We start from the raw sequence: 18,331 nt of genomic DNA, 5'->3' as shown, positions 1-18,331 counted from the left end.
TTCGGGAAGCAAAAACTTTGAGGTAACCTAATGCTTTTAAAATTTTTTGCTTAAAGCGGAATAGTTTTTGAACAAGCGCTGTAACGTTTGTAAGGTTTCAACCTACTTAGTTTTAACTTAATATTTATCAATCATATGAATCACATGTCATTAATTATGGGATACATCGCGCCGAACTCGGCCTGGTTCCTGATGATTATTGTTGCCCTGGTAAGCTTTATTGTACAATGGCGGTTCAGGAGTAAAATTAAGCAGTATTCTGAAATTGGCTTAATGTCTGGCTTATCGGGACAGGAAGTAGCCGTGAAGATGCTGCGTGCGCATGGTATTTTTGATGTACAGGTAATTTGTGTTGAAGGACAGCTTACGGATCATTATAACCCCGAAACAAAAACAGTGAACCTGAGCACCGATGTTTTTTACAGCCGCAGCATTGCCGCTGCCGCTGTCGCCGCACACGAATGCGGCCATGCCGTACAACACGCCGAGGCTTATGGCTGGTTAAGTTTCAGATCGGCTATGGTGCCCGTTATCAACGTGGCATCAACTATTACCCAGTGGACTTTGTTCATCGGCATTATGCTGTTATTCTTTTCGGGTAGCCCTTATGTTTTGGCGGTTGGTGTTGCCGCGCTTGCATTGGTTACATTTTTTAGCTTTATAACCCTGCCGGTTGAGTTTGATGCAAGTCGACGGGCGTTAGCGTGGCTGGATAACAATTATGCTGTAGTACAAACCGGACAAGAACATGAAATGGCAAAAGACGCCCTCTGGTGGGCTGCCATGACCTATGTAGTTGCCGCGTTGAGCGCGTTGGCTACGCTGGTTTACTATGCTTCATTTTTGTTTAATAGGAGGAATTAAGCTTCAAGAGGCAAGAAGTCAAGAGCCAGGAGGCAAGAAATCAAGATTCAAGAGACAAGAAAAAGAAGTCTTTTGCGTTGATGTCAAATGAAAAGCCCTAACCGATTATTCAGTTAGGGCTTTTCTATTTTTAAATTCTTTCTCTTTTCTCTTGAATCTTGACTTCTTGCTTCTTTACTTGTTTCTTGAATTCTTGCCTCTTTATCAATTCAATCTATATGGCGCTATCAGATAAAACTCAGGGATTTGTACATTGAAGTTGGCGTTATCCAACAGGCGGATCATGTGGTATTCGCCTTTCATGTTGCCCATGTCGGTTTTAAGGTTACAGCCTGATACATACTCATGGGTATGGCCCGGCTCAATAACAGGCTGCTGACCTACTACACCTTCGCCTTCCACTTCGCGCTTTGCACCGTTTGAGTCAAATATATACCAGTGACGGCTCATCAACCTGATGGCGTAGTTGGTCATATTTTCGATGCTTACCTTGTAGGCAAACATAAAATGATCGTTTGCCGGGTTTGAATACTCCGGCTGATATATGGTTTCGATGGAAACCTTAACACCCTCAGTTATAGTGGTAACCATGTGACAAGTATCGTTTATTTCAAATATATGGAAAGGGAGCAAATATTAAGCCATTTCGATGGCATATTTTTCTTCGATCTCGGCCAATATCTGGTCAACTGCTTCAAGGTCAGGGGCAGTAACAAAACGCATCCTGAACTCTTTGAAATGATCTATACCTTTAAAGTAGTTAGAGTAATGCCTGCGCATCTCAAAAATGCCCGTTTTAGGGCCTTTCCACTCTATTGATTTGTATAAATGGGCCCGGCAGGCTGCAACGCGCTCGGCAATTGTTGGCTTATCCAGGTATTCGCCGGTTTTAAAAAAGTGCTTTATTTCGCGGAAAATCCATGGATAACCAATCGCCGCACGACCGATCATCATGCCGTCAACCTCATATTCCATACGCCATGCGGCAGCCTTTTCGGGCGAATCGATGTCGCCATTGCCGAAAATGGGGATTTTTATCCGCGGATTTTTTTGATATCCCTGATCAACGACCAATCGGCTTCGCCTTTATACATCTGCGAGCGGGTACGGCCGTGTATGGTAAGTGCCTTGATCCCCACATCCTGCAAGCGTTCGGCAACTTCGTAAACATTTTTAGTGTTATCGTCCCAGCCCAGGCGGGTTTTTACGGTTACCGGTAAATGTGTGGCCTCAACAACCGCTTTGGTCATGGCTACCATTTTATCAATATCCTGCAAAAGGCTTGCGCCGGCACCGCGGCAGGCCACCTGTTTTACCGGGCAGCCATAATTAATATCCATTAAATCGGGATTGGCCAGCGTAGCTATTTCGGTAGCTTCGCGCATGTGGTCAATATCACTGCCGAAGATCTGGATGCCGATAGGCCTTTCGTATTCAAAAATATCCAGCTTTTGCCTGCTTTTTGCCGCATCGCGGATCAGGCCTTCGCTTGAAATAAACTCTGTATACATCATATCCGCGCCGTTTTGCTTACACACATAGCGGAAGGGCGGATCACTCACATCCTCCATCGGCGCCAGCAGCAGCGGGAACTCACCTAAATCAATATTTCCTATTTGTACAGACATCCTTATCTTTAGCCTGCAAAAATACGAATTTTACATCGAATGATAAAAGCCTCATATCAAAGCCCTCAGCCACAGGGAAGTCAAATAACGCCGTTTTTACAATTTATAATACTGATTGCGCTAACTATAGGGATGCTGATTGTGTGCGGTTTAATAGCCGCCGGAATTATCGGGGTGATATTTGGGTCACAAACGCTTACTGATACGTTTACTTTTAATACCCGAAACCCGCATGTTGGTGCCGCTTTATGGACGCTGCAAATTATCAGTACTACCTTGCCCTTATATCTTGCCCCTGTAATTTTTGCGCGCTTTATAGTAAAGGAGCCTATAGATTATTTGAAGGTTACCCCCAAATTTCCGCCGGTGCTGTTACTGCTGATCCTGTCCATCATGATCTGCTCATCGCCGGTTATGGAAGTGTTGGTAAATGTTAACCAGAAACTGGCTTTGCCTGCTTCTTTGAAAGGCCTTGAGGATGCCTTGCGGGCCATGGAAGCCCAGGCCCAGAAGGCTACAGAAGCCATGCTTCAAATGAAAACGGTATCAGATATGCTTTTTGCGGTTTTAGTAGTTGGACTATTAACTGCTATCGCCGAAGAGTTTTTATTCAGGGGATGCTTACAAACCATCATGATCCGGTGGACAGGAAATCCGCATGCAGCAATCTGGATTACTGCTATCCTTTTCAGTGCCTTTCATATGGAGTTTTTTACCTTTTTACCGCGTGTGGCGCTGGGCGTGTTTTTTGGCTATTTTGTAATGTGGAGCGGCAGTATCTGGACAAGCGTTTGGGCGCATTTTTTAAACAATGCCACCCAGGTGGTGATCCTGTACCTGTATTCGCAAAAGCGCATTACCCTTGATCCTAATGATCAGCACGTATTTAATTACCAGAGCTATGCTTTAAGCCTGATAATTATTTTAATTTTGCTTTTTATGTACAGAAATACTGCTAAAGGAAAAAGCCCGCTGTTGAGTTAAATGGAAAAAAACTGGGTCAAAATTTTTACTTCAACTAATTTTTACCAATCAGAAATTGTTAAGCAAATGCTTACCGGGAATCATATTGATACCGTTTTGCTGAATAAACAGGATTCATCGCACCGCAACTTTGGCGAAATAGAGGTTTATATTCACCAGGAGGATTTTAGTAAGGCTATTGAGATCATGATCCTCAATCAAATTAATATATGAAACAACGCGCCATCACTGGCTTATTTTTTATTATCGTAATGATTGGGTCTAATTTATTAGGCCCATATGTATTTAGTGTTTCTTACCTGTTATTGAGTCTGTTTTGCCTTTTGGAATTTTACAAATTGGTTAAACAGGGCGGTATGCAGCCCGAGCGTTTTACCGGGGCACTTGCCGGCGTAATCATGTTCTTCTTTTTTGCGGCTAACTGCTATTTCCCGGCATATAAATACATTATACTGCTACCCGTACTGCTTAGTTTTATTCCGATAGGCGAGTTATATAAAAAATCTACCGCGCCATTCACTAATATTGGCTTCACTTATTTGGGTTTGCTGATGGCTGTTGTGCCGTTCATGTTTTTTCATGCGATGGCTTTTACCCGTGGCGATGGTGTTTTTAACTTTCACGTGCCGCTTGGCTTTTTAATTATGCTGTGGAGCAATGATACCGGAGCTTACCTGGTGGGCAGCAAATTTGGCCGTAACAAGTTATTCGAAAGGCATTCGCCTAAAAAATCATGGGAAGGCTTTATCGGCGGCATCCTGATCTGTGCTTTTGCGGCATATATTTTGAGCCATTTTTATACAGAGTACAACTGCTTTGACTGGATCATTATGTCGCTTATTATCTCAAACTTCGGTACCATGGGCGATTTGGTTGAATCCATGTTCAAGCGCAGCCTCAACGTAAAAGATTCGGGGGGCATATTACCAGGCCATGGCGGCCTGCTTGATAGGTTTGACGGCTTGCTGATGGCCGCGCCAATTGTATATGCATACCTGTACTTAATTTCAAATTAGTAGTTTTGTATTAAACACAATAAATAATGACCATACATAAAGAAGGCTATACCTCACTCGCTATTACTATCCTGTTCATTTTTGTTTTAAATGCGCTCATCCAGTTTTACATGCCAACTGCGCATACGCTGAAATGGATAGTTTATATTTTTTCGGGTGCTTTATTTTTGATCATCCTGCAGTTTTTCCGCAGTCCGTTCTTTGATATTGAAACCGCCGAAAATACTATTCTGTGCCCTGCCGATGGCAAGGTTGTAGTGATTGAAGAAACTGAAGAAACCGAATTTTTAAAAGATAAACGTATTCAATTATCGGTTTTCATGTCGCCGGTTAACGTACACGTGAACCGCAACCCAATTGCTGGTGTTGTGAGTTATTTTAAATACCACAAGGGTAAATACCTCGTGGCCTGGCACCCTAAGTCATCAACAGAGAACGAGCGTACAACTATAGCCATTGAAAACAGCAAAGGTGTAACCGTATTGTTCAGGCAAATAGCCGGTGCGCTGGCCCGCCGTATTGTATGGTATGTTAAAGAAGGCGATGTTGTTGATCAGGGCCAGCAGTTTGGCTTTATCAAGTTTGGATCAAGGGTGGATGTTTTCCTGCCCTTAGGTACTAAAATCCTGGTAAATATTGGCGATGTAGTAAAAGGCGGTCGTACCATTTTAGCCGAGCTGGTTGACGCTGAGCCTTTAAAAGAAGTTGCGAAACCTGATGTCATTGTTGTTCCCGAGCCGCCTGCAGCACCTGTTGAACCAGCCGTTTTGGTAGAAGAAACGCCAACCATGAATAGCATTACGCCGGCTCCTTCGCTGGTAGTTGATCACCCTGAGACAGCTGAAAATCCGGCAGTGGAAGAAAGCGCCGCAGAGAAACCTGTTAAGAAAAAAACTGCATCAAAAGCAAAAAAAGGTGATAGTGGTGATGCGGCAAAGGAAGCGGATAGCGAATAATTAGCGTACGTTTTATATAAAGAAAGGCAGATGGGGAACTCATCTGCTTTTTTTGTGCCCGGATAGTTGCTTGTGCCATGCAATCTACATAAGCAAAACCTGTTGTCATTTCGACGAACAGGCGGAGGGTAAAGTAATGGTGTGAGGAGAAATCTTCTACACCATGCTTTAACGTTTACAGTGGCTTAGCAAGGCGTATAAGGTTTCTCTTTCGCCCCGTTGCGAATCCTTCCCTGCTCACTCGAAATGGCAATTTTATTTATTGGAATAAAAAACGCTGTCGCGGGTTTAGCGATAGCGTAACCCATGATTCGGCATGATTGAAGCTTTCAGCTTCAGTGGCATCTTAAGCTGAAAGCTTAAGCCATGGTTCACCACGGGTTACAAACCCGCGGTAGTTTACTTTGATAGCTTGCCTTTGCCTTCGTATTTGAAAATCAATAGATTAAGAGGACGGTTTTTCAAAAACCATCACATAGCAAAAGGCCTTACCGAAATTACTTCAGAAAGGCCTTTTAATTTTTTATATACCGCTAAGCGGTTGGGTAAATTAAACGCGTTTTGATTTGATACGAGCTGCTTTACCAGTAAGGGCACGCAGGTAGTACAGTTTAGAACGACGAACTTTACCAACGCTGTTAACTTCGATTTTGTCGATGTTTGGAGAGTTAACAGGGAAGATACGCTCAACGCCAATGCCATTTGATACTTTACGCACAGTAAAAGTTTCGCTTACACCAACGCTGTTACGCTGAATAACAACACCTTGGTAAACCTGAACGCGTTCTTTATTTCCTTCTCTGATTTTATAGTGAACACTTACAGTATCACCAGCTTTGAAGGATGGAAGCTGCTTTTTTCTACTGATTGCTCTTCAACAAATTTTACTAAATCCATGATTTTAAGCTCTTAATGCGATTTTTAGCCCGTAAAAATCGGATTGCAAGTATAGGGATTATTTTCAATAAAAGAAAGCCAAATTTAAAAATTTCCACATTTAGTTTTTTTATTAACAGTAGGTTGTGGTTTTAGCAAAGATAAGGGGATGTTTGCGTGGGTTAACCACCCCTTTTTAAAATTGGACAGCAATGTTAAACCTATTGCCGCTTTGGCGATGTTATTAAACTCATGTTTTTGATTAAATTGCCAATGCTAACCAAGCCTGACATGCGCAACTCAATTGATTCAATTATTGCAAGAGCCTCCAATATTGCCAGGTGGTTATTCTTTATCAACCTTATACCAACAGTTATTGCGGGAGGCGTTATTTTTATCACCTTTAATAAGTTGGAACAAAACTCTTTTAGAGATACTTACGATTGGATAGTCCTAAGCTTAATGTTATCTGGTATAGCATTGCAATATATTTACTATCGACAGACGACTAACACAGATAATGTCCTCAACCCGGTTGGGTGGGTTTTCTCAATAATTGTCAATGCAATTTTTATTGTTAGCTATCTGGTTAGGTTTTTCAGCGCGCCGTCCTTCGGCGCATTGATGATCGTTTATCCTGCTGCTTTTCTTGTTTGCAGCGTAAAAGGGTTAAGATTGATAAGGCATTTCGAATCATCGTATATTTCGTAATGCCATAAATCGGCTTTTTATTTTTCAATAATTCCCAGCACGGGTCTCTTCTCGGTGAAGTAAGCTATAAGTGTGTAGATCAGTCCAATTAAAAGCAGGTTAAATGCAAAATTGATGCGCGTATCGCTGCAGAGTGCGAGTGTTTATGGTTGCCTTTTAACAAAGCGTTGAATTTTGAATAATTATATCCGGAGATAGGCCATAAATTGGTATCATTGATATATGCCATATCATATGCGTTTTAATGTAAAGCAAAGCCCCTATTTCCTATTTTTACCGTTCCTTGTTTATTACGTTTATCGTGTATTGAAATTTAAATATCCTGTGTTATATGGCGATGAGCCCAGGTACGTTGGTTTTGCATCCAACTTAATTCATGGTTTTTACTCGCCCCCGCGCCTGATATTAATTTGTGGAGCGGTCCGGGTTATCCTATTGTACTTATGCCTTGTGCCGCTTTGCATTTACCGGTTATTTGGTATCCCTTATTAAACGTGCTTTTCTTTTACCTGTCGATCGTGTTTTTGTATCAGGCCCTGCGCTATCTGGTTAAGGAAAAGCTTGCCATGTTATTTGCCATTATATGGGCATTTTATATTAATCTTTACCAGTTTTTGCCCGCTATTTATACTGAAGTTTTTACTTCATTTTTAATAGTAAGTATTGTATACAGCGTCACCTTGTATTTTGTGAAGCATAAAACAATATACCTTGTACTTTCAGGTTTTCTGATTGGTTTCCTGGCCTTAACCAAAATCATTTTTGGTTATGTAATATTGCTTTGTTTTATCATCTGTTTGCTGTTAAGTATCATAAAAGCGATAAGAACATCTTGTATTAAAGCGGTATATATCTTCGCTATAGCCTTGCTTACCACAGTGCCCTATCTTTCCTATACCCAACACCTTACCGGAAAGGTTTTTTACTGGGGAAATTCCGGAGGGATGAGTTTGTACTGGATGAGTTCGCCTTATGATTTGGAATATGGCGATTGGAAGGCTCCCTATCTGTCTAACTCAATACTCCCGATGCCGTTTAAATCAACCGAAGGCGATTCGCTGCTGCAAGCAAATCATGCCAAAGAGATATCTTTTATTATGGCCCATCAAGGTGTTGAGCAGGATGAACTTTTTAAAAAAGCGGCAATCAGAAATATCAAATCCGCCCCTAAAAAATTTGTAAAAAATTACTTCTACAACATCTCGCGAATGCTTTTTGATTTTCCTTATTCATATACCTATCAGGTTACCCAAACAATAAGCAACATTATTACAGGATCCTTGCTTTTGTGGGCTTCCGTTATTTGTTTGGTCATAAATGTAATTAACCGAAAGCAGGTCATCTATCCGGTTAAGCTAACCATGCTGCTTTTTACGGTTTACTTTTTGCTTAGCGGCTTTGCAAGTGCTTACGTGAGGCAATTGGATGTTGTAGTGCCGATACTGTTTTTTTGGATAGCCTGTGCTATTGATAAACTTCCAAAAATGAGCCTTAAGTTTAAAGAAACGGCTGTTTAATCTTTATCCAAAAGATCGGGCCGTCGTGCTTTTGTACGCTCTAATGCCTGCTCATGGCGCCATTTTTCTATTTCGGGTGTGTTGCCTCCTAAAAGTATTTCGGGGACCTTGTGCCCGTTCCAGTCGGCCGGACGGGTATAAACAGGGGCATCCAGCAGGTCGTCCTGGAACGAATCAGACAATGCAGATGTTTCATCACTTAACACCCCCGGGATAAGCCTCACTACGGCATCAACCAGTACGGCTGCGGGCAGTTCGCCTCCCGAAAGTACATAATCGCCTATCGAGATCTCGCGGGTTACATAAATGTCGCGGATGCGTTGATCGATACCTTTGTAATGACCGCAAAGGATAATGATATTTTTTTGATGGAAAGCTGGTTAGCGATAGCCTGATTGAGGGTTTCGCCATCGGGCGACATGAAGATGATCTCGTCATAATCACGCTCTGATTTTAGTTTTTCAATACATGCCGCAAAAGGTGGAATGGTCATCACCATACCGCTGCCGCCACCGTAAGGATAATCATCCACGCTTTTTTGCTTATTGGTGGCATAATCCCTAAGGTTATGAACAACAATTTCAGAAATCCCCTTTTTCTGCGCACGCTGCAAAATAGAATGTGCAAAAGGGCTTTCAAGCAAACCGGGTAATACAGAAATGATATCGAAACGCATATTTTCTTCAGACTCAGGATAAAAGAATCAGGATGCAAGATTACTGAAAAATGTCCTCTCTCCGAAATTGTCTTGATTCCTGAGTCGTGCAATCTTGCTTCTATGACTATCCTCTATGCTGATAAATTCCCCATAAATTACCCGCCGGATCGGTAAAATGTGCGGTAATCTCAGGAAAATCTTTACCAATGGGTTGAACAATGATACCTCCGTTAGCCTCTATCAGTTTAAGTGTTGCTTCTGCATTATCAACCATAATGGAGATCAGTAACCCTGCTTTGCCCATCGGTTCGCGACCGGTTACCCACATGCCGCTTACTTCTCCTACGCCGTCATCAAACGAGGCGGAGCCGTGATTATCCGTACGGATGTGCCAGCCGAAAACAGTTTCAAAAAACTTTGAGGATATGCTGATATCAGTAGCTGGAATCTCGATATAACATATTTTGCCATTGCCGTAGGTGGGTTGCTTTGCCATGGGGTTATTGGGTTAAGTGTTTTAAAATCTACGCAAAAATTATGTCATTGCGAGGAGGAACGACGTGGCAATCGCATGCTATACAGGGCGGATATGCTTCCGTGCGGTTGCCGCGCTACGCTCGCAATGACATGGTTTATAAAAGTATTTTGTTTAAATAACCTTCTCAATCATCCATCGATGCCCGAAAGGGTCGATAAAGTCACCCTGGCGGTAACCATAGTCCCAGTCTGTTACTTCCGAAGCTATTGTTGCGCCTGCCTGCCTCGCAGCTTCCATCACCGCATGCACATCATCAACAAAAACACCGATGGTTACAGTGGTAGCCTTTGTGGTATCGGGGCAAAGCACAGCCGTTCGTTCGGTTTCCTCATGTAAATGAAAAATGGTGCCATCTATCGAAAGCTCCGATACGTGGATGCTGCCATCATCATTACTAAAACGCCTGAGTTCTACCGCGCCCAAAGCCCTAATGTAAAAGCTGATATCGGTTACACCATGCGGAATGGCTAACTGCGGTGCGAAGCTTGGTTTTGTTGCCATGGTTATATTGGTTTAATTAATCCTCTTCATCTAAGGAAAAAACATCTTCAACAGGTTTGCCAAATACACGGGCTATTTTTAAAGCCAGCACGGTAGATGGCACATACCGGTTGCTCTCAATAGTGTTGATGGTTTGCCGCGACACCCCGATAAGCTCTGCAAGTTCGGCCTGGGTTATGTTTTTGATGGCCCGCTCAACCCTGATGTTATTTTTCATGCCTGCCCCTCTTCCTTATTGATGAGACGGTTGTTCTGAAAAATTTTCCACCTGAAACGCACAATGAAAAACACAAGCGGTACCAATAAATTTAAAAACAAAATATGTTCGGTGTCTTTACTTAATATTAAACTCACAACCAAAAGTATATAATTTACATAAATGGCCCATTGCAATGAGTCGAGCCGGAGTTTAAAGATCTGTTCGTCTTCAATGCGTTCTTTTGCGAAAGCGATAAAGAATAAACCTATGGACATGAGCAGTGTGGTAGTCATGAAAAAGATATGATGGCTGTTAAACAGGTCGTCGCTCACGGTCTCTTCATTCATGCTAAAGCCCATTTCTTTTTTAAACATTACGATGGGAATATGGATCAGGAACAGCGCAAGCCCCAGATACCTGAACCAGTGTGGGAATAAAAAACGTGATTTCATGATTGTAAAATTTGCTCGAAACACAAGATGGCTGTATTCTAAATTTTTCTTATTCAATCAACTATAGTTTAATTTGATTCTTTTGCGAGGCTTCTGTTTAATAAAAAAACCTTCCATCTAAACCGGATGATAAAGAATATCAAAGGGGTAATGACATTGTAGGCTACGATTTCAAGAAATTTAAAGCCATGTATCAAAACGACTAAGATCAGAAAAAGGCAATAGTTTACATATATCGCCCATTGTAATGAGTCCAACCGCAGCTGTGAAATATGCTCATCTTCATCTTTTTCTTTGGAGAAAGCTATAAGCAATAATCCGATGATAACGATGATAATATTAAAGTCGTTTGTGATATTCATCCAGATATTGGGAGTATCTCCTGTTTGGGCGAAGCCCTTGGGATAAATAAATTTTAAAGCAACGGCTTTTAATATATCTATGACAAAACACAAGTAACCGATTAATCGACAATAGTGCGGAAATAAAAAACGTGATTTCATGATTGTAAAGTTTGGCTTACCAAAAGTAAAGTAAACTTTACAAAAGTCAAATATATTTGACAAATATTTTTTAAAATCCCGTTAAATGAAAAATGCCCGTGAGGACACGGGCATGGGGGAATCTTATTTCTTTAATCTAAAAGTCTTGACTATCAAACTTAGCCTTCCAGGTAAATGTCCAGCAACCCTTCGGGCAGGTCAATGTAAATCTCACCGCCTTCAACATCAATACCTTTAATTATCTCTAAGTTAAGCGGAAAAAGTACTTCCTTATTTTTGTATTTAACTGTGGCTATCAATTGCTGCGGATATTCCTGCACCGATAATATTTCGCCCAGTTCACCGTGGGTTTCATCTATAGCGATAAAGCCTTCCACGTCATTCAGGGTAAACTCGTTCTTTTTCTTTTTTGGCTTTAGCTTAGCGGGCAGGTAGATATCCCGCTTTACCAGGGTTGATGCTTTTTCAATGGTATCAACATCTTCCAGGTTTAAGTAGGCGTTGTTTTTTTGCAGATACTTTATTGATGATACAAAATAAGGGATCATTTTACCCGCAATGTCAATAAACACTGCGTTAAATTTAATGGCTTCAATGCCATCAAAATCAACGTAGATCTGTAGTTCACCTTTTAAGCCTTTGGTTTTTAGTACGCTGCCTATCCTGAAATGCTCTTCAGTTTTCATTTAAAATATAATTAAACAATAATGGCGAAGCTGTTTGCCTCGCCATTATTCGGATTTAAGAAATCAAACGTATAGATTCAAGATAAATTACTTTTCCTGCGTTCTGTACGCTTTTTTCAAAATTATTCTGCGCTTTCAGCTTCTTCAGTTGCTGCATCTTCTGCAGGAGCTTCTTCTTCAGCAACAGGAGCGTTTTTAGCAGCAATAGCAGCGGCTTTTTCTTCGCTCTTTTTAGCTTCAGCAGCTAAAGCGGCTTTACGGGCTTCGTCTTTAGCAACGTTAAGGCTGGTTTTTTTACCAGTGATTTTGCTGTCTTTTTGATCCAACCATTCAGCAAATTTGGTTTCAAGTTGCTCTTCGGTTAAAGCACCTTTTTTAACACCACCTTGTAAGTGTTTTTTGTACAGTACACCTTTGTATGAAAGGATAGCACGACAAGTATCGGTAGGCTGGGCACCGTTGTTAACCCAATCTAAAGTTTTGTCGAAATTGATGTCAATAGTTGCTGGGTTAGTGTTTGGGTTGTATGAACCTAAACGCTCAATGAAGCGTCCATCACGTGGAGCGCGTGAGTCTGCTACTACGATGTAATAAAAAGGTTTGCCTTTTTTACCGTGTCTTTGTAGTCTGATCTTAGTTGCCATTGTAAATTTTTATGTATTCAACATTATCCCCGGAGTTCTTTCTGCGGGGATGCAAAGGTATTAATTTTTATCATAATTAAAAATGGTTGATAATTAATTATTTATGGTTGAAGTGAATGGCTGATTGGGTTGACTGGTGAATGGCTGTTTTTGCAGGACTTGATTCGGTTTATTTAGCTGTTTTTTAAACTTAACATTGCAATAATTTAAAAAAATCGGAACTTACCAGCCATGAGCATCAACAGAAAAATACGGGTAGCTATTGATATGGATGAAGTTATTGCCGATACCATTGGCAAATTCATCAGTATGTATAAAGAAAGGCATGGTGAAGAAATAAGCCTGGGCAATATGGAGGGTAAGGAGTTTAGGGAGATCCTGCCGCCGCACTTAAGCGAAACCCTAAGGGTTTATATTAATGAACGGGGTTTTTTCAGGGATATCCCGGTAATGCCGGATGCACAGGAAGTAGTAAAGGCCCTGCACGAAAAGTACGACGTGTACATAGCATCGGCTGCTATGGAGTTCAAGTACTCGCTGGAGGATAAGCAGGAATGGCTGGAAGAACATTTTCCATTTATTTCGTGGACAAACATAATTTTTTGCGGGCACAAGATTTTGGACGTGGATATCATGATAGATGACCGGATCAAAAACTTCGCCACGTTTAATGGCCGGAAGATCCTGTATACTTCGCCGCATAACATGCTGCTTACCGACTATGAGCGGGTAAATACCTGGAAGGAAGTTGCAGCGAAATTATTGTAGTTGTTTGTTTATCATGTAAATAGCCATATCTTTAAGTATTCACAGCTTTTTTATATGTTTAACCCAAACCCGGCTGCAACCGGAAATTGTACAATTGTTTTTGATATCGATGAACAGAAATACCTGTTTGTAAGTGAAAGCTTTTACAACCTTTTTGAGGTCGGCGCTGATCACCTTCGTCAAAATGTTGATTTTTTGATTGGATTGGTAAAACCTGAAACGTTTGCCGGTGTAAAGCAACTTACTGAAGGGCTTGCTATGAACGAGTCGATCCAAATAACGTATCCACTGGAGGCCGGCCAAAAGCAGCTAACCGAAAAACGGACACTTACTACTGATGGGCTTACCGGGCATAAAATTATATTAAGTAACATTACCTCTGCCCTGGAAGGTGTTCGTACCCCGATCCCTTTTATTAAACCCGGCCTGAGCGAGCAGTTCCTCAATTCGCTTATTGATTCGCAAACCAATTTCCTGGTGAGGGTAGATACCAATGGCAGATTTAGCTTTGCTAACCGCCGGTTTTTTAAAACCTTCGGTTATGATGAGGCTGACATAATAGGGCATCATTTTTCAAAAACAACCATTCCGCAGGATGCGCAGCTGTGCCAGGACGCTTTTGTGGAATGTATTAATAATCCCGGCAAGATCGTCAGGCTCGCTCACAAAAAGCCTGCTAAAAATGGGAACCTGCATGATACCGAATGGGAGTTTGTATCCATCGCCGACGATAACGGAGTGGTAGTTGAGATACAGGGTATAGGCAGGGACATTACTCCGCAAATACAAATGCGCGAGGAGGCTTTGCATATGAAAGACAGCCTTGAAGCATTGATCAATAATACCCGGGACCATATCTGGTCGGTTGATAAGGAGTTGCGTTATTTGTACATGAACCAGGCCTATGTTGAGCAGGTGACTCATTTAACGGGCCAAAAACCTTTTAAAGGTGAATACTCCTATAAACATAAGGGCTTTGGCAAGCAATTAATTAACGATTGGACTGCTTACTATAACCGTGCTTTAAGCGGAGAACGGTATGATATTATCAGTGAAAGCATAGATCCGGTAAATGGGCAGCGGTTGTATTACGAAGTGAGTTTTAATCCTATTTATACCGCAACCGGCGACGTAATAGGTGCCGGATGTTTTGGCCATAATATTACCGAACGGCTCAAAATACAGAAAGAGCTTGTTAGCCAGAACGATCGTTTAAGAAACATAGCTTCTTTAAGCTCGCATGAGTTACGCCGGCCGGTGGCAAGCATGCTGGGGCTTATCAGCTTAATGGATCATGAAGATTTCTTTAACCCCGAAAATAAGGAGATCATAGCGCACCTGTTTACCGTGAGTGCCGAAATTGATACAGCGATAAGACTTGTTGTTGACAGCACCATTGCCAAATAAAACAGCCCCGGCTTGATTAAGGCGGGGCTGTTTTTATTTATCGTTTTAGCTTAAATTACATAGAAAGCATTTCAACCAGTTTGATCATGTTTGGATCGATGCCCTGATGGTGTTTAATAGCATGCTCAAATGGGGTATAAGCAATTTCACCATTGATGAGGCCTATCATTTCGTTGCGGTGCCCGTCTCTCAAAGCTTCGACTGCGGCAGCGCCGACACGGCTTGCCAATACCCTGTCCATACAGCTTGGTGCTCCGCCGCGTTGTATGTGACCTAAAATAGAGATCCGGGTATCATAATTAGGGAACTTTTCCTGCACTAACCTGCCCACTTCAAACGCGCCGCCCGCATCTTCACCCTCGGCAACAATTACTATACGCGATGTTTTATCTTTACGGCCAAATTCAAGACGGTTTAACAAACCTTCGAGCCCGGTTTTGCTTTCGGGGATCAGGATAGCCTCGGCACCGGTAGCAATACCTGTACGTAAAGCAATCAGGCCCGAGTCGCGGCCCATTACTTCAACAATAAATAAACGGTCGTGCGATTCTGCAGTATCCCTGATCTTGTCAACGGCGTCAACAACAGTATTAATGGCGGTATCGTAACCAATGGTAAAATCGGTGCCTACAAGGTCATTGTCAATTGTACCTGGTAAACCAACCACCGGAATATCATACTCGCTGCCAAAAACTTTAGCGCCGGTAAAAGTACCATCGCCGCCAATGGCTACCAATGCGTCAACTTTATTTTTTACCAGGTGCTCATATGCTGCCTTACGACCTTCGGGTGTTCTGAACTCATCACACCTTGCAGTTTTAAGGATTGTACCGCCACGCTGGATAATGTTTGAAACGGATTTACGGTTCATGGTAAAAAAATCACCTTTGCCCATGCCGTCGTAACCACGGCGGATCCCAGTGACTTCAATTCCGTAATACATGGCGGCACGTACAACCGCCCTTATGGCAGCGTTCATTCCGGGGGCATCACCACCCGAAGTAAAAACGCCGATATTTTTGATCTGAGTCATTTTTTTGTTTTGGTTATAAACAGGCTAACCTATTCATAACTAATTAGGGTTGTAAATATTGTTCATTATTCAAACGCCGCGCCTAACCAATAAAGCACAAAATTTGAATTTTGCGCGAATTTACACTTATTTTTTAAACCCGATCCCTATTTTTTGTAAGCCGCTACGCCGCTATCCAAAAATTTAAGGTAGTTGGCTATGTCATAATTTGCAGGTGAGGTAGGGATTTCGGCCCCCGACGCATCTTTTAGCAGGTTGCCGTCACTGTCAAGCATGACATATAACGGTTGCGAATTGGAGTTGAAGCGCTGCGCCTCCAGGTTGCTCCATTTACCGCCAAGTGTAGTGATCTTTTTACCGCTGTAATCTGATACAAAGTGTTCCGCCGCAGGTAATTCTGCTTTGTCATCAACTACCAGCTGCAGCAGCACAAAATCATTTTTAATGCGGCTAAACACCTGCGGATCTGACCATACGTTGGCTTCCATTTTACGGCAGTTAACACAGTTAAAGCCAGTAAAGTCAATGAGTATCGGTTTATGCAGGGCCTTTGATACCTGTAAAGCCTGGTCATAATCATACCATGCATCCAGCCCTTTGGTTTTGATACGGGTATAGTTGGAGGCATATTTACGTTCGCCAATGCTTGCTGGGATTGTGGCCGACGGGCTTGCTAAAGCTGAACCCGAGCCATCCGGAATATTTGAAAGGTTAAAATCCTGCGTAGCTTCAGGAGGTAAAAAAGCGCTTATGGATTTTAGAGGCGCTCCCCATAGGCCAGGGATCATGTAAATAACAAATGCAAATACAATTATGGCGAGGAATGTACGCGGAATAGTAAGGTACTTTACATCACTGTCATGCGAAAACTTGATCTTACCGATGAGGTAAAGCCCGATCAGTAAGCCAATGGCTATCCATAACGATAAAAATATCTCGCGGTCAAACCAGTTCCAGTGGTAGGCCAAGTCAACATTTGATAAAAACTTCAATGCAAATGCCAGCTCAAGGAAACCCAATACAACTTTAACGCTGTTAAGCCATCCGCCTGATTTCGGAAGTGTTTTAAGTGCTGAAGGGAATAAAGCGAATATGGTAAATGGTAAAGCTAATGCTAACGAAAAGCCAAACATACCCATTGCCGGGCCAAGGCGATCACCCTTTGAGGCTGCATCAACCAGCAATGTTCCTATAATAGGGCCTGTACATGAAAACGAAACAACAACCAATGTTGAAGCCATAAAGAAGATACCTGCAAGACCGCCTTTATCCGAATTTGCATCCAGTTTATTGGCCAGCGAACTTGGTAGTGTGATTTCAAACGCCCCCAAAAAGGAAATGCCAAATACAATGAGCAGCAAAAAGAAGAAAATATTAAATATGCCGTTCGTTGCCAGTTCATTGAGTGCATCCGAACCAAAAATAATGGAGATCAGCAACCCTAACGTAACATAAATTACAATGATTGATACCCCATATATGAGCGATTGCATAACAGCTTTGCTTTTGCTGCCGCTTTTTTTGGTAAAAAAGCTTACTGTTAAAGGCAGTAAAGGATAAATACAAGGCAAAATTACCGCGGTAAAGCCACCCAGTAAACCTTCAATAAAGATTTGCCAAAGTGATTTTGGTTTTTCTGCTGTTTTTGAAGCAGCTGCGGGCGTCTTTGATGTTTTTGCCGCTTCTGCCTTTTTTACGGAATCGGCTTGCTTTTTCCTGATGGCTACGCTATCGGCAGCGGTGGGGATATCTGTAAATGTAACATCGGCAGCTGACACAGATGTATCGGCTGCTTTTTTTGCACAGCATAAACCGGGTTTGCCCCGGCTATGTTAAAGATGATGATAGTGACTAATGTGATAAGCCCGGCGCGCAGGTAAGCACCTTTATTTAATAATTTCATGACTACTGTTAAGGTGTGCTGAATTATTTACCTAAAGGGATAGTGAAGTCAACATCTTCCGGTGGCAGGCATTTCATATCGTTACAGGTCATGTAGGTTAGTTTGCCTGTAACTGCTGTTGCTTTGGGCGATTTTAAACTGATTTTTTGGCTAAAAACAACTTCCTTTTCAAAATAGCTTACATTCATGCTGAATGATTTTTCGTATTTTGTTACAGGAGTTGGCTCCGTTGTTTTGCCAACGGCAGCATATAATTTTGATGGGGTAAAATCAAATGAAGTTTTTATTGGGCCGCCGTCTTTTACGGTTTGTGAATAAATGTGCCAGCCGTTTTGTATGGTTGCTTTTAAAAATACTACAGCTTCTTTGTCATTTACCTTTTTTGCCGCGTATGACCACCTCACAGGCGATTCGATCTGAGCGTAAGCGCCAACGCTGATGATAAGCGCGGTTACCAATACCAATAGTTTCTTCATTTGTTTGTTAC

General features: G+C 42.0%; 18 protein-coding genes and 4 pseudogenes. 8 read left to right on the top strand and 14 right to left on the bottom strand.

Going from position 1 to position 18,331, the window contains the following annotated elements; translation table 11 throughout:
* Positions 1 to 156 precede the first annotated feature (156 nt).
* Positions 157 to 864, top strand: coding sequence for a zinc metallopeptidase (locus tag ACQ86K_RS30035; RefSeq protein WP_256337406.1), 708 nt, complete (start codon positions 157 to 159; stop codon positions 862 to 864).
* 204 nt (positions 865 to 1,068) lie between these two features.
* On the opposite strand, the gene apaG is transcribed toward ACQ86K_RS30035, so the two are convergent.
* Together apaG and dusB are read right to left on the bottom strand one after the other, a co-directional pair.
* Positions 1,069 to 1,455 (bottom strand): Co2+/Mg2+ efflux protein ApaG, encoded by a 387-nt coding sequence (apaG, locus tag ACQ86K_RS30030; RefSeq protein ID WP_090532292.1) that lies wholly within the window; start codon positions 1,453 to 1,455, stop codon positions 1,069 to 1,071.
* A gap of 45 nt (positions 1,456 to 1,500) precedes the next feature.
* A pseudogene (gene dusB, locus ACQ86K_RS30025) lies at positions 1,501 to 2,492 on the bottom strand (tRNA dihydrouridine synthase DusB).
* Positions 2,493 to 2,531: 39 nt separating this feature from the next.
* On the opposite strand from dusB, the gene ACQ86K_RS30020 reads away from it, so the two are divergent.
* From ACQ86K_RS30020 to ACQ86K_RS30005, 4 genes and pseudogenes are all read left to right on the top strand, one after another.
* The gene (locus ACQ86K_RS30020; protein ID WP_431199305.1) at positions 2,532 to 3,476 is read left to right on the top strand and encodes a lysostaphin resistance A-like protein; all 945 of its coding nucleotides are present in this window, start codon (positions 2,532 to 2,534) and stop codon (positions 3,474 to 3,476) included.
* Entirely contained in the window at positions 3,477 to 3,689 is a 213-nt protein-coding gene (locus tag ACQ86K_RS30015) for a DUF2007 domain-containing protein (RefSeq protein ID WP_091167115.1), read from the top strand.
* Positions 3,686 to 4,492 (top strand): phosphatidate cytidylyltransferase, encoded by an 807-nt coding sequence (locus ACQ86K_RS30010; protein ID WP_431199304.1) that lies wholly within the window; start codon positions 3,686 to 3,688, stop codon positions 4,490 to 4,492. Before ACQ86K_RS30015 ends, ACQ86K_RS30010 begins: the two co-directional genes overlap by 4 nt.
* A 26-nt stretch (positions 4,493 to 4,518) precedes the next feature.
* Positions 4,519 to 5,172: pseudogene (locus ACQ86K_RS30005) on the top strand (phosphatidylserine decarboxylase family protein); the annotation flags it as partial.
* Positions 5,173 to 5,998: 826 nt separating this feature from the next.
* Here ACQ86K_RS30005 and rplS read toward each other — a convergent pair.
* Positions 5,999 to 6,345, bottom strand: a pseudogene (gene rplS, locus ACQ86K_RS30000) (50S ribosomal protein L19).
* A gap of 1,133 nt (positions 6,346 to 7,478) precedes the next feature.
* On the opposite strand from rplS, the gene ACQ86K_RS29995 reads away from it, so the two are divergent.
* Positions 7,479 to 8,552, top strand: a complete 1,074-nt coding sequence (locus ACQ86K_RS29995; protein ID WP_431199303.1) for a hypothetical protein — start codon at positions 7,479 to 7,481, stop codon at positions 8,550 to 8,552.
* Here ACQ86K_RS29995 and trmD read toward each other — a convergent pair.
* From trmD to ACQ86K_RS29955, 8 genes and pseudogenes are all read right to left on the bottom strand, one after another.
* Positions 8,549 to 9,228, bottom strand: a pseudogene (gene trmD / locus ACQ86K_RS29990) (tRNA (guanosine(37)-N1)-methyltransferase TrmD). The gene ACQ86K_RS29995 and the pseudogene trmD sit on opposite strands and share 4 nt — an antisense overlap.
* A gap of 106 nt (positions 9,229 to 9,334) precedes the next feature.
* Positions 9,335 to 9,706: a VOC family protein gene (locus ACQ86K_RS29985; protein ID WP_413323181.1), complete on the bottom strand. Its 372-nt coding sequence runs from the start codon at positions 9,704 to 9,706 to the stop codon at positions 9,335 to 9,337.
* Positions 9,707 to 9,859: 153 nt separating this feature from the next.
* Positions 9,860 to 10,249 (bottom strand): VOC family protein, encoded by a 390-nt coding sequence (locus tag ACQ86K_RS29980; RefSeq protein WP_431199302.1) that lies wholly within the window; start codon positions 10,247 to 10,249, stop codon positions 9,860 to 9,862.
* Between the two features lie 16 nt (positions 10,250 to 10,265).
* A complete protein-coding gene (locus ACQ86K_RS29975; protein ID WP_176625861.1) occupies positions 10,266 to 10,466 on the bottom strand; it encodes a helix-turn-helix transcriptional regulator in 201 nt (66 codons plus the stop codon).
* A complete protein-coding gene (locus tag ACQ86K_RS29970) occupies positions 10,463 to 10,900 on the bottom strand; it encodes a hypothetical protein (RefSeq protein WP_112653360.1) in 438 nt (145 codons plus the stop codon). The genes ACQ86K_RS29975 and ACQ86K_RS29970 overlap by 4 nt, the downstream gene beginning before the upstream one ends.
* A 68-nt stretch (positions 10,901 to 10,968) precedes the next feature.
* Positions 10,969 to 11,403 (bottom strand): hypothetical protein, encoded by a 435-nt coding sequence (locus tag ACQ86K_RS29965; protein WP_091167138.1) that lies wholly within the window; start codon positions 11,401 to 11,403, stop codon positions 10,969 to 10,971.
* Positions 11,404 to 11,561: 158 nt separating this feature from the next.
* Entirely contained in the window at positions 11,562 to 12,089 is a 528-nt protein-coding gene (rimM, locus tag ACQ86K_RS29960) for a ribosome maturation factor RimM (RefSeq protein ID WP_091167147.1), read from the bottom strand.
* A 122-nt stretch (positions 12,090 to 12,211) separates the two neighbouring features.
* A complete protein-coding gene (locus tag ACQ86K_RS29955) occupies positions 12,212 to 12,733 on the bottom strand; it encodes a 30S ribosomal protein S16 (RefSeq protein WP_091167150.1) in 522 nt (173 codons plus the stop codon).
* A gap of 231 nt (positions 12,734 to 12,964) precedes the next feature.
* On the opposite strand from ACQ86K_RS29955, the gene ACQ86K_RS29950 reads away from it, so the two are divergent.
* Together ACQ86K_RS29950 and ACQ86K_RS29945 are read left to right on the top strand one after the other, a co-directional pair.
* Positions 12,965 to 13,501, top strand: a complete 537-nt coding sequence (locus tag ACQ86K_RS29950) for a 5' nucleotidase, NT5C type (RefSeq protein WP_091167152.1) — start codon at positions 12,965 to 12,967, stop codon at positions 13,499 to 13,501.
* Positions 13,502 to 13,555: 54 nt separating this feature from the next.
* Positions 13,556 to 14,908, top strand: coding sequence for a PAS domain S-box protein (locus tag ACQ86K_RS29945; RefSeq protein ID WP_143020744.1), 1,353 nt, complete (start codon positions 13,556 to 13,558; stop codon positions 14,906 to 14,908).
* Between the two features lie 55 nt (positions 14,909 to 14,963).
* Here ACQ86K_RS29945 and pfkA read toward each other — a convergent pair whose 3' ends face one another.
* From pfkA to ACQ86K_RS29930, 3 genes are all read right to left on the bottom strand, one after another.
* Positions 14,964 to 15,941 (bottom strand): 6-phosphofructokinase, encoded by a 978-nt coding sequence (gene pfkA, locus ACQ86K_RS29940; protein WP_090532241.1) that lies wholly within the window; start codon positions 15,939 to 15,941, stop codon positions 14,964 to 14,966.
* A gap of 146 nt (positions 15,942 to 16,087) precedes the next feature.
* Positions 16,088 to 17,719, bottom strand: a complete 1,632-nt coding sequence (locus tag ACQ86K_RS29935) for a protein-disulfide reductase DsbD family protein (protein ID WP_431199301.1) — start codon at positions 17,717 to 17,719, stop codon at positions 16,088 to 16,090.
* Between the two features lie 148 nt (positions 17,720 to 17,867).
* Positions 17,868 to 18,320 (bottom strand): protein-disulfide reductase DsbD domain-containing protein, encoded by a 453-nt coding sequence (locus ACQ86K_RS29930; protein WP_091167161.1) that lies wholly within the window; start codon positions 18,318 to 18,320, stop codon positions 17,868 to 17,870.
* Positions 18,321 to 18,331: the final 11 nt, after the last annotated feature.

It is taken from the genome of Mucilaginibacter sp. P19, from assembly GCF_050632265.1.
GTDB lineage: Bacteria > Bacteroidota > Bacteroidia > Sphingobacteriales > Sphingobacteriaceae > Mucilaginibacter > Mucilaginibacter gossypii.
Note: the sequence above shows the minus strand (reverse complement) of the source record. Positions and strands in the feature narration are given on the sequence as shown.

What these genes read in the sequence shown, in the direction of transcription:
- ACQ86K_RS30035 (WP_256337406.1), top strand. Translation starts at nt 157, where the DNA reads ATGGGATACATCGCGCCGAACTCGGCCTGGTTCCTGATGATTATTGTT.
- apaG (WP_090532292.1), bottom strand. Translation starts at nt 1,455, where the DNA reads ATGGTTACCACTATAACTGAGGGTGTTAAGGTTTCCATCGAAACCATA.
- ACQ86K_RS30020 (WP_431199305.1), top strand. Translation starts at nt 2,532, where the DNA reads ATGATAAAAGCCTCATATCAAAGCCCTCAGCCACAGGGAAGTCAAATA.
- ACQ86K_RS30015 (WP_091167115.1), top strand. Translation starts at nt 3,477, where the DNA reads ATGGAAAAAAACTGGGTCAAAATTTTTACTTCAACTAATTTTTACCAA.
- ACQ86K_RS30010 (WP_431199304.1), top strand. Translation starts at nt 3,686, where the DNA reads ATGAAACAACGCGCCATCACTGGCTTATTTTTTATTATCGTAATGATT.
- ACQ86K_RS29995 (WP_431199303.1), top strand. Translation starts at nt 7,479, where the DNA reads ATGCCTTGTGCCGCTTTGCATTTACCGGTTATTTGGTATCCCTTATTA.
- ACQ86K_RS29985 (WP_413323181.1), bottom strand. Translation starts at nt 9,706, where the DNA reads ATGGCAAAGCAACCCACCTACGGCAATGGCAAAATATGTTATATCGAG.
- ACQ86K_RS29980 (WP_431199302.1), bottom strand. Translation starts at nt 10,249, where the DNA reads ATGGCAACAAAACCAAGCTTCGCACCGCAGTTAGCCATTCCGCATGGT.
- ACQ86K_RS29975 (WP_176625861.1), bottom strand. Translation starts at nt 10,466, where the DNA reads ATGAAAAATAACATCAGGGTTGAGCGGGCCATCAAAAACATAACCCAG.
- ACQ86K_RS29970 (WP_112653360.1), bottom strand. Translation starts at nt 10,900, where the DNA reads ATGAAATCACGTTTTTTATTCCCACACTGGTTCAGGTATCTGGGGCTT.
- ACQ86K_RS29965 (WP_091167138.1), bottom strand. Translation starts at nt 11,403, where the DNA reads ATGAAATCACGTTTTTTATTTCCGCACTATTGTCGATTAATCGGTTAC.
- rimM (WP_091167147.1), bottom strand. Translation starts at nt 12,089, where the DNA reads ATGAAAACTGAAGAGCATTTCAGGATAGGCAGCGTACTAAAAACCAAA.
- ACQ86K_RS29955 (WP_091167150.1), bottom strand. Translation starts at nt 12,733, where the DNA reads ATGGCAACTAAGATCAGACTACAAAGACACGGTAAAAAAGGCAAACCT.
- ACQ86K_RS29950 (WP_091167152.1), top strand. Translation starts at nt 12,965, where the DNA reads ATGAGCATCAACAGAAAAATACGGGTAGCTATTGATATGGATGAAGTT.
- ACQ86K_RS29945 (WP_143020744.1), top strand. Translation starts at nt 13,556, where the DNA reads ATGTTTAACCCAAACCCGGCTGCAACCGGAAATTGTACAATTGTTTTT.
- pfkA (WP_090532241.1), bottom strand. Translation starts at nt 15,941, where the DNA reads ATGACTCAGATCAAAAATATCGGCGTTTTTACTTCGGGTGGTGATGCC.
- ACQ86K_RS29930 (WP_091167161.1), bottom strand. Translation starts at nt 18,320, where the DNA reads ATGAAGAAACTATTGGTATTGGTAACCGCGCTTATCATCAGCGTTGGC.